13 protein-coding genes are annotated in these 9,414 nt (G+C 49.3%); 6 read left to right on the top strand and 7 right to left on the bottom strand.

Translation table 11 applies throughout. The features are described 5' to 3' along the window. Positions 1 to 90 precede the first annotated feature (90 nt). From H6F90_RS02915 to H6F90_RS31375, 7 genes are all read right to left on the bottom strand, one after another. The gene (locus H6F90_RS02915) at positions 91 to 1,332 is read right to left on the bottom strand and encodes an ATP-dependent endonuclease (RefSeq protein ID WP_190550076.1); all 1,242 of its coding nucleotides are present in this window, start codon (positions 1,330 to 1,332) and stop codon (positions 91 to 93) included. A 297-nt stretch (positions 1,333 to 1,629) separates the two neighbouring features. After that, positions 1,630 to 2,409 carry a hypothetical protein gene (locus H6F90_RS02920; RefSeq protein WP_190550078.1) on the bottom strand — a complete coding sequence of 260 codons (780 nt, stop codon included), beginning with the start codon at positions 2,407 to 2,409 and terminating at the stop codon, positions 1,630 to 1,632. A 107-nt stretch (positions 2,410 to 2,516) separates the two neighbouring features. Beyond that, complete coding sequence (locus H6F90_RS02925; protein WP_190550080.1) at positions 2,517 to 3,878, bottom strand: hypothetical protein; 1,362 nt, start codon at positions 3,876 to 3,878, stop codon at positions 2,517 to 2,519. Further along, positions 3,878 to 4,180: a hypothetical protein gene (locus H6F90_RS02930; protein ID WP_190550082.1), complete on the bottom strand. Its 303-nt coding sequence runs from the start codon at positions 4,178 to 4,180 to the stop codon at positions 3,878 to 3,880. The genes H6F90_RS02925 and H6F90_RS02930 overlap by 1 nt, the downstream gene beginning before the upstream one ends. 106 nt (positions 4,181 to 4,286) lie before the next feature. Next, positions 4,287 to 4,469, bottom strand: a complete 183-nt coding sequence (locus tag H6F90_RS02935; RefSeq protein ID WP_190550084.1) for a hypothetical protein — start codon at positions 4,467 to 4,469, stop codon at positions 4,287 to 4,289. 81 nt (positions 4,470 to 4,550) lie between these two features. Continuing rightward, positions 4,551 to 4,907 (bottom strand): hypothetical protein, encoded by a 357-nt coding sequence (locus H6F90_RS02940; protein ID WP_190550086.1) that lies wholly within the window; start codon positions 4,905 to 4,907, stop codon positions 4,551 to 4,553. A 140-nt stretch (positions 4,908 to 5,047) separates the two neighbouring features. Then, entirely contained in the window at positions 5,048 to 5,314 is a 267-nt protein-coding gene (locus H6F90_RS31375) for a helix-turn-helix transcriptional regulator (RefSeq protein ID WP_190550089.1), read from the bottom strand. Between the two features lie 452 nt (positions 5,315 to 5,766). On the opposite strand from H6F90_RS31375, the gene H6F90_RS02950 reads away from it, so the two are divergent. The 6 genes from H6F90_RS02950 (at position 5,767) to H6F90_RS02975 (ending at position 9,099) form a co-directional block, all read left to right on the top strand. Next, on the top strand, positions 5,767 to 5,961 hold the full coding sequence (locus H6F90_RS02950) for a hypothetical protein (RefSeq protein ID WP_190550091.1): 195 nt from the start codon (positions 5,767 to 5,769) through the stop codon (positions 5,959 to 5,961). Next, positions 5,958 to 6,173: a hypothetical protein gene (locus tag H6F90_RS02955; RefSeq protein ID WP_190550093.1), complete on the top strand. Its 216-nt coding sequence runs from the start codon at positions 5,958 to 5,960 to the stop codon at positions 6,171 to 6,173. Before H6F90_RS02950 ends, H6F90_RS02955 begins: the two co-directional genes overlap by 4 nt. 154 nt (positions 6,174 to 6,327) lie before the next feature. Beyond that, on the top strand, positions 6,328 to 7,806 hold the full coding sequence (locus H6F90_RS02960) for an AAA family ATPase (RefSeq protein ID WP_190550096.1): 1,479 nt from the start codon (positions 6,328 to 6,330) through the stop codon (positions 7,804 to 7,806). A gap of 114 nt (positions 7,807 to 7,920) precedes the next feature. Next, complete coding sequence (locus tag H6F90_RS02965; RefSeq protein WP_190550098.1) at positions 7,921 to 8,355, top strand: hypothetical protein; 435 nt, start codon at positions 7,921 to 7,923, stop codon at positions 8,353 to 8,355. Further along, complete coding sequence (locus H6F90_RS02970; protein ID WP_190550100.1) at positions 8,346 to 8,702, top strand: HNH endonuclease; 357 nt, start codon at positions 8,346 to 8,348, stop codon at positions 8,700 to 8,702. The genes H6F90_RS02965 and H6F90_RS02970 overlap by 10 nt, the downstream gene beginning before the upstream one ends. Before the next feature lie 52 nt (positions 8,703 to 8,754). After that, entirely contained in the window at positions 8,755 to 9,099 is a 345-nt protein-coding gene (locus H6F90_RS02975; protein WP_190550102.1) for a hypothetical protein, read from the top strand. The last annotated feature ends 315 nt before the right edge of the window (positions 9,100 to 9,414 follow it).

The following is a 9,414-nucleotide window of genomic DNA, read 5'->3' on the forward strand; positions in this document are numbered from 1 at the left end:
TCAGCCTTAGACAAAGCCATTCAAGAGGCATTTGCTCAAGTCTCTCTAGAAGATATTCGCAGCTGGTTTACTCATTGTTGTTACTGTACCTCAGGAGACTAGGAAACGCTCTATAACAACCCACACTAAGTTTTTATAAGCTGTCTCAAGATGTAGAAAGACGAATAGTTTATCAAAAGCATCAAACTTGGTTTTAACCTCACTTAATGACTTGGCTGAGAATGTTCTAAGCTTCCCTTTTAAGTCAGGTGTAAACCAAGGAATTAAATATTCTTTAATAATTTTTTCTGCTGTGGCTTCCTCAAGAAATAACCAAGCAGACCACATATCAAAATCAAAAAAATCGTAACCTAAATCTTCAAGAATTTCTCGACGAGCTTCTGGTGAGTTAATTACTTCCTCAACTTGTGAAGTGGGAAGCTTTTCCTCAAACTTCATTGTTACTTGGAATAGTTTAGACTCAGGCCAAGTTCCTAAATGTTTCACAACAATGTTTGAGTGAGTTGTAATTATGAACTGGTTATTTTCAGCCTTTTCAGCAATAAGCTTGAGGAGTTTCTTCAACGGCTTTGGGTGGATATCATTTTCTGGTTCTTCAATCAAAAAGAGTTTATTGTCGGCAATACACAAATCCACAATAAGACCAAGCAAGTTAGCAATACCTTCTCCCATTGCTTCCAATGGTATGTATTCAAAATTGTCAATGATATAAGCTGCTTTTTTACCATTTTCTGAATTTGCTGACGTAACTCGGAATCCTATAATATCTATACATGCTTTGACATATTGTTCATTAGCCGGCATGTCAGGGTTAGTAAGACGATCAATTTTTGCATATAAATTTGAGAAGTTTCCTGATACAGCATTGCTCTGAGCTGAACCAACTAGTTCTCCATAAGAGACTACTTTTCTCCTTGATAAATAAGGATAGATAAGGTTTTTGGGTTCAGAAGCTGGAATAGCATGCGGATATGTATTTCCAAATGGATAATTTATAGAACCATATAATTCCGATGAATTACTATTAGCAATCTCCGCGCCAAGGCCTCCACCTGAATGAAGATAAGCTCTGGCTATTGGGCTCAATCCAGCTCGCCCGTCAAAGTAACTATTAGCATCCTCTAGCTCAATTTCAACTAAGCCACCATTTTGAAAGGTACGCAAATCAGCACGAAGTAGTTGAGAGCCTTGTTGAATCCATAACACGGATTTTAGTAGTGTTGACTTTCCTGAGTTGTTGGGTCCGACAATTAAATTAATTTCTTTAGATAAATTAAGGCTTACATCAATAAAACTTTTAAAGTTTTGTAATCTTATTTTGGAAACACGCATATACTTTGCTATCTATACATAGGATTACAATTTATTTTCTCCCTTTAGAAATCAAATTGATTTAGTTAATTCAAGTAGCTTCTCCTATATCTATTACATCAACTTAGATAAATATATAAAAACCTTTCGTATAGTATGCTTTTTAGGTATATAAAGAAAGATACTCTACATTTACTATTAGCTCGCCAAAACCTCAGCCTTAATTCTTGTGAAAGAAGATAGCCAAATGCGATCGCTCCCAAAAATAAGCCCCCCTGAACCAGGGGGGGACGGTGCGGACGATTGAACGTAACGGGATTATGCGACTCTCTCTAGTTGAGATCGTCTGAGGTTCTGTTGAGCAAGAAAGGCGATGTAGCCCTTGCAGTTCTTGATATTGCCGTAGCCTGTAAGCTTCAAATCTCGACAGATTTGCCGCATTTTGGTGAAAGTTAATTTCCCCGATTCGACTAGGTTCTCAAGGTCTTCTTGGCTCACAATATCCTCGGCCTCTAGGGTTGGCCCCGTGTCTCCTTCGGTCGGAATTGCTTCCGGTTCCTCTGGCTGTGCCTCACCCGTTTGGGTGGGCTCTACACTGGACTCCTCCACCGTTGCAGATGCAAGAATTGCTTCTTCCTCTACGTTGCGGTGTGTGGCGTCTTCCGGTTGGGGCTCCTCCGTGGGGGTTGATTCCTCCGGTTGCTTGGCTTCTGGTTCGACTACAGCTTTGGGAAACAAGGCGTAAACCTTGGCTGCTTGGATGCGTTCCGGTTGCTGGGCAACTGGTTGGGGTTTCGTGGCCACTACGGGGGGTTGTGGTGCTTCTTCCGGTTGAATGGGCTCTACCGTTTCGGTAACTGGTGGCAGTTCCTGAGCGGCGGGAGCTTCCACACTGGCTTCCCTGAGCTGGAAGGATTGCAGGAGCTGGCGAAAGACGTGATAGCCTGCCAGTCCGAGAATCGCTAACGCCGTTGTCAGCAGTGCTGGTATGACCAGAGCGCTGAGCAGTAGGGCAGTTACTTTGAGTGCGAGGGCAGTGATGCCGCCGAACGCAGCGAGTAACAGGGTGGATTTGATGAGTCGTGTGTAGTTAGACATCGTGGTTTCTCCTATTGGTTGCAGGTGTTGGTTAACCGTGCCGCCCTGGAGAGAGGGCTTATCTCAGTTTGTCAGTGTCTTAGTGTCTCGCTTCTGAGGCCGTGGGCCTAGATTGAGTGTCTAAGTGTCTGACTCCCTAAGCTCGTCTGGCGATTCGTTAATGATCGCCAAATACTTTTCGCGCGCTTTACCGTAGCGCTTCCCCTTGCCCTTTGAGGCGTTCCATATATGGGGAATGATTTGGTTTTGGGTCCAACCTTTGGCCTTAAGCTGCAACACAAGTTCAACTGCCCAAGGCTCTGTCGTTGTGGCGAATGGGTCGGCAAATTGGTGAACTGGTTCACAAGGTTAGGTTCACCTTTGGGGTGAACTGGTTCACTTGCCTCGGGTGAACCAGGGTGAACCTCGGAGGGTGTGAGCTGGTGAACCGGGGGTGAACTAGGTAAAACTAGATGCTTGGTTGTGGCAAAGGTGAGGGGTGAGGGGTGAAGGGGCTTGAGGTTAGCCGGGGGCAATCCCTTTTTGAATTGGGGGTAGTGGCCATGGGTGGGATGGATGCTGACATCTTCTCCCACTAGGCAGGGGAACCCCTGTTGCTTTAGTCGCTGCACCACGGTGCGATCGCTCAGGTTTTTGGCATACTTCAGCGCAACTTTGTGCAAGCGGATGAGCAGATAGTTTTCTAGGAAATCGCCTTTGCCCTCTAGCCCTAGTGCCTTTGTATTACCCGATTGAGAGCAGAACATGCAGAGCATGTTGAACTTGCGGGATTCTGAGCCAAAGCGCAGTAAAAAGCGATCGGCGACATCGAGGGAGTTTTGCTGGCAATAGGAACGGACAGCAGGCCACTCGTCACAGACCACAACCACTGGATCGAGTCGTTCTTTACGGCGGCGCTTTGGTCCCCGGTTGTCTAGTTCTGTGAGCAGCAGCTCTAGCTGTTCAGCGATGCCCTCATAGCTGCTGACCACAGGCAGGCCGCCCCAGGTGTCGCCATCGTCGTGGGGGTCCAACACGAGAATTTGAGTCTCACCCATCAAGTTGATGATGTATTTAGCAACGCTAGACTTGCCGCTGCCACTGTTACCCAAGAGGGCAATACCCACGGCCTCATCTAGGATGCTGTCAAAGTTGTAGATTTCGGGTGCAACTTCTGCTTCTACGGTGGTGACCGTGGCGTTAACTGGGTTCATCAGCTTGTAAAGGCGGTTTTGGTAGCTCTGAGCTGAGATGTCTGACCAATCTTGCAAGCGGTACTCGGCATCTTTGGCGGCTGAGGATGCGAGGGCACCCACGACGGTGAAGGCTGTGCCTAGCCCCGCGCCCCCTAGCTTGAGCCAAGGGGAACGGGTTGCCAGCATCATTCCTGCGCAGAACGGTAGAGCTGCGATCGCGCACCAAGCAGCGAGAGTATTGCGCCGTTTGGCTTCGAGCAGCAGTTGCAGTTCAGTGGGGTGGATGTCTGGCATTAGAGGTTTAGAGCTAGGAGAACGCCAATCAGCACACACAGATAGTGGTAGAACATGAGGTCCCGACCGTTGGGGACGTTCTGAGCCACAAACTTGAACAACCAAGCGGCGGCAACCAAGGCGATCGCCCCCACAACGAGGAAGGGAATTAGGTCAGCAGTCCCCCACCAAAGTGGTGAGCTGGTGACGATGACTCCCACCACCACCGATGTAGGGAAGATGCGGGAGCTGATTTGTAGCAGCATGTCTCGTGGTCTGGCAGGGGGAAAGAGCAGGTTTAGCCAGTGCCATTGGCTTTCCATCACGGGATGCTGGCGATTGCTCTGGACAGTGACGGTCTTGGCAGTGGGACGAATGATGTCTCCCAGGTCAGAGCCTTACAGAATGATTTGGCTTTCGTCGTGGGGTTTATCGGGCATCTTTGACGGCCTCCCGATACACTTGATAGTCTCGTGCGGTCTGTTCTAGTTGCTGTTTTTGGGCTTCGAGCTTAATGTATTTAGGGCTCAGGGCAGTGAGCAGATCGGCTGCTGTAGGTGCGACGATTGCAGCCGCTGCCGCTAAGCAAACGATGAATGCAAGGTCTTTCATGGCTTCTAGTGCAAATTTTTGGCATAGGAAAGAGGGCGATCGCTCAGAGGAGAGTAGAGCTGCGATCGCCCGATGAACTAGTTAGTTATTGGCCTGGAACTGCTCGATAAACTCAAGCACTTGGTTCCACTGGTCATCAGTTAAAGCCCCGCCTGGATCAAGTGCATCGCCTAACAGTTCCGAGCAAGATGCAATTCTCCAAAGGCAATTTTCCCGATAGGCCAGCAAGCTAGCGCGTTGTCTAGTCTTCTGCGATGCCTTGAAAGCTGAGGTGAAGCTGTTGTACCGATGAATCTGAACCGAGATGTAGAGTTTGTCAGATTCGCTCAGTTTCATAACTCGGCCCCCGCCTCTATGGTCATCTCCTTGAATTAAGCTGCGATCGCTTTCTGCCCAAGGGCTTAAAATCTTTGCGCCGTCGCGTGAAAGTGTCATCATTTAATTGCTCCATTGTTATGCACGTAACTTTGGGGAACCAGGGTTTGGGGGTGCCTCCCCTTCCCTGGCAGATGGAACACAAATTTTTAGTTATCTTCACCTCCGTTTGAACCATTGGAGCTAGGGCTGCAACCCTAGCTTTAATTTTGCGTTTGAGCCTTTCTTGGTCCTAAATCATCCGGTATGTCATCGAGGTCAAGCCCCAGGGCTTTAATCTCTCTACGAAGTGCCCTTATTTGAGCAAGGGTAAAGGTTGCAGGCCAAATCCCCCTTTCCCATCGACTGACCGTTTGACCAGACACTCCAATTCTTCGACCAAATTCCTCCTGGGACACTCCCAACAACTCTCGGATCTTTTTCAAAGGAGATTCTCCCTCCTCGACGTTGAAATCGATTGGGTCTATCATACACTATGTCTAAGCACAGTGTTTAAACACTGTGTTCAATATGAGGGCTAACAATAGAGGACGGGGTTGGCTCCCGTCCTCACCCCTAATCATCTCAAGGTGAGGACAGTACTAAAAACCGCAGAATAAGCGATTTTGCCTAGGCTTTCGCTTCTACAGGCAATAAAAAACAGCCTAGTAGCAGGCTGCACAAGCACAAACGAATTGAGGAGTCTACAATGTTGATGGAATTCCGAAACTTATAAGCAACTAGAGGGCCGAGGACTGCTTGCACCAGTCCCCGGCTCTTTTGCGTTAGACCACTTCGCTAGAACCGAGGTATAAATGTACACTCCAACGAAGGGCCTAACAGCCCTATTTTCGCATTGTTTTAAATCTGAAAACTGTGCCCACTTACCCGCGATCGCTTCACAGTCGCGGTGTGAGTGGGATTTTTGCTATGGGAGGAGCTTATGAGCAAGATCCAGGTAAAACGCCCTTCAGAGATTGACCCCATAGAACTAGAGCTACATTACGACCTCTACGAGTGCCCTCACTGCGTTGGTGGCGAATCCGAAGTTACCTACCCCGACTCAGACCAGGTGGAATGGGAAACTTGCGACCAGTGCGGTGGTGAAGGGGAGTTAGCCGTGAGGCGATCGCCATGAATTTAGCTGCCAACATCTCTCAATTTCTGCGATCTCAGCCTGGTAAACAATTCAGGCCGTCTGATTTGCGATCGCAACCTGAGTTCGCGTCGTTCTCAGAAAAAACTATCTCAGACACCCTGAGGCGCTTAGCGCAAGGGGCCAAAATCCAGCGGCGTAACTTAGTGCGCCAAGCCATTACCAACAAAAAGGACTGGGTTTATTGGAGTTGATGCCCCATGAGGCGATCGCCCATGAAAAAGGAGCCGCCTGCCCCAGCAGCTCCCACCAGTTACACCTGCCAAACCAATATTCAGGAGCAAATGTGAAATTTCCTATCAATCATAGCCAACCATCGACATCGACAAAAAGCAGGGAGCAATAACAATGGATCTTCAAGACTTAACCCCTGCTGAATTTGATCAGTGGTTTGCCAAAGCCACACCAGAAGAACGCCGTCAGTTCTTTGAAGCTGAAAAACAAGCATTAGAAGTTCCGCCCCAGCTCACCCCCTTAGCCAAACAAGCCGAACAAGCCCTAGAAGACGAAATTCTAGCAGCCACCACCAGTTCGCGCTTTCCAAAACTGCAACTTGCCCAAATCGCCAAATGGCATGGTACCCCAGTCGAAATCGTAGAGCAGATCGCCTCAACTGTTCTCCAACGTCGAACGGGTCAAGACGCAGAGGAAGCCGAATTTAACGCCGTCATTAGCCAAGTTAAAAAGCTCGAAGAGATACAGGACGCAGGCTTAAGGGAGTGGAAGCTCCAATCTCTTGCACGTAAATTTAAACGTACACCGAGCCAGATGATGGCAGCCTACAACAAAGCTCTTTGCCAGCAAGCTCCCATTAAACCCCTGACCGTTGCCGAGTTCCGAGCCCTCCACACTCAAGAGATGCAATGGCTCATTCCTGGTTGGCTCCCCCTTGCCACTACTCTGCTCCTACATGGCGACGGCGGCGCAGGCAAAACCCTAATGCTTTACGAAGTCATGGAATGCGTTCTCAAAGGTAAGCCCCGGAATGGCTACCCCGTTGAGCAAGGCCAGGTGCTGCTGGTCCAGACCGATGAACCCAGCATCGTCACCAACGAACGCATAGACATTAGGGGCATTGCTGAGACCGATCCACTTCACATCCTCCCAGACTGGCAAGTAGAAGCTATGCCCCGCCTCGCCAGCTATCTACAAGAACACCGCCCCAAGCTGGTGATCATCGACAGCCTTTCCAGCATCAACCGCAACTGCATCTTTAGTGAGAACGACACGGAATACGCTAGACCGTTGCTCCAACTCCGTGACCTCGCCAATGAGTTTGGTTGCACCTTCGTCATCATTCACCACTCCAACTTTATGGGACAGGCCCGTGGTAGTAGAGCCATTCACAACTCAGTCTCAGAAGTCTGGAGCCTCAAGAGCAACCTCGAAACCCCACAAGAACGGTTACTGCGGGTTGAAAAGACTCGTTTGGGTAGACCACCGGGAAAATATCGCTTTCAGTTCGATGAAGATAGTTTTAGTTTCAGCTACATGGGTGAAGGTGAAAACGACGATCAAAACTCCGAAGCCTCAACCCAAGAACACCGAGTCAGACTCTGGCTCTTCGATTCAGACCATCAAGGCATTCCCTACACTGCCACAGAAATAGCTGAGTTCATCGGACTAGCTAAGCACTCTGCTAGACGTGCCCTCTATGAGCTTTGGTGCAAAGGCATCATTCAGCGACGGCGATCGCAAGTAGGGCGGGGTCATGTGTACTTTGCTGGCACATTAAGCAATATTTCAAGTGATCGAAGTGATCAGAGTGCTCAGCCAAGTGATTCACTCCGAAGTGATCAACCTAAACCCGCAGCCAGTAAGCGATAGACCTCCAAGTGATCAAGTGATCACTAAAAATCAAAAAAATTCACTGTTGAAATCGCAAAACGAGCGATCACTTGATCACTTCGAGCTACAACCCGCATCACTCCAAGAAACGAAGTGATCACGCCCAGTGATCAGCAAGTGATCACTACCGCCGTTATTGCAAATGATCACTTGATTGATCACTTCAACCCTCGTGAAGTTGCCCTCCAAATAGGCGACAAAGTACGAGTTGATGCAGGTCGATTTGCTGGCAGCATTGCCACGGTCCAGAGCATCACTTCAGAGGGCATTGAAATCAAAGCTCCTAGCTGGCAAATTATTCGCACTTACCAGCGTGGTGACCTCTACTTAATGCAGTCAACCACCTCAGAGGTAAAGCCACCTTTTAATCCAGGCGACTACGTAACTAACCCCGCAGGATGGCGAGGTCACGTCGATTACTACGACGCAGCCACTAATCGCGTTCATGTCACCTTCCCTGGAAAGCTCAAGGATGACTATCCAGTCAATCTACTCAAGCTGATTCAGGAGGCACCGCCATGCCGATGAACCGCAAACTCTACCCCAAAAACTGGGACGCGATCGCCCTCGCCATCAAGACAGAAGTGAACTGGACCTGTGAAAACTGCGGTAGGCCCTGCCGTCGCCCTGGGGAAGATGATGGCGATCTGCGGGATCGCATTGAACTAGAGCATGAACAATGGGCAGGTGATTTAGACGAGCTGGAGGATGATGAAGAGTTTGGGTGCATGGTTCTGGTCCCTAAACTAACCCGCTTTACACTCACCACTGCTCACCTCGACCACCAGCCGGAAAACTGCGATCGCTCAAACTTACGCGCCTCGTGTTCCGTCTGCCACTGCCGATATGACCTCAAAGCAATGGCAACCAAATGACGACTGAAGCAAGAGCGTGAAGGGCAACTGAATCTATTAGTGGGTGTGGACAATGCCTAAAGCCAAATTGCTCGAACCGCTGTTTGTCCTCAACCCCCAGAGAGCGGCTGCCCTACTCGACATCAGCACCGATACTCTGGACCGCTATCGCTCTGATTCAGAGATTGGGTGGATTCAGGGCGTTCATTGGTTCCAGCTCCCCCGGGGTGGCTACCGCTACAACAAAGAAATGCTTGAAGACTGGCTAGCAAACCTCCACGACCCAGAAACCCATCAACGGGCAGTCGAGCATTTTAGAGCGTCACTGCTCAGCAGCCGAGGACGGCGATCGCTCAAGAATCTCCCAACAGGTCAGGTAGTTGAGGGCGATTTTTCACATTCCCCGCATAATGCCTAAACAGCGTCTCCTGAGTGTGTCCGGTCAGCTCGCTTACTTCCGCTGGTGACATGCCCCTATCTAGCGCATGGCTCACCAGCGTGGCTCGCGTCGTCCTGGGCTTGCGATATTCCACCCCAACATCAGCTAGCACCGTCTTCCAAGCTCTGTTTCTGAAATTGTGGTCATCAATGGGAGCTCTCCTAGCCGAGGGGAACACCAACAGGACTTACGCAAGAGTCATTTGTACGGACGGGTGCTTGAGTTGCTCAATCAGGTAGTCCGAGAGCATCCCATGCTTGAGCTGATAAATCGTTCTGCCGCTTTGGTACGCGA

It is taken from the genome of Trichocoleus sp. FACHB-591 (assembly GCF_014695845.1).
Lineage (GTDB): Bacteria > Cyanobacteriota > Cyanobacteriia > FACHB-46 > FACHB-46 > Trichocoleus.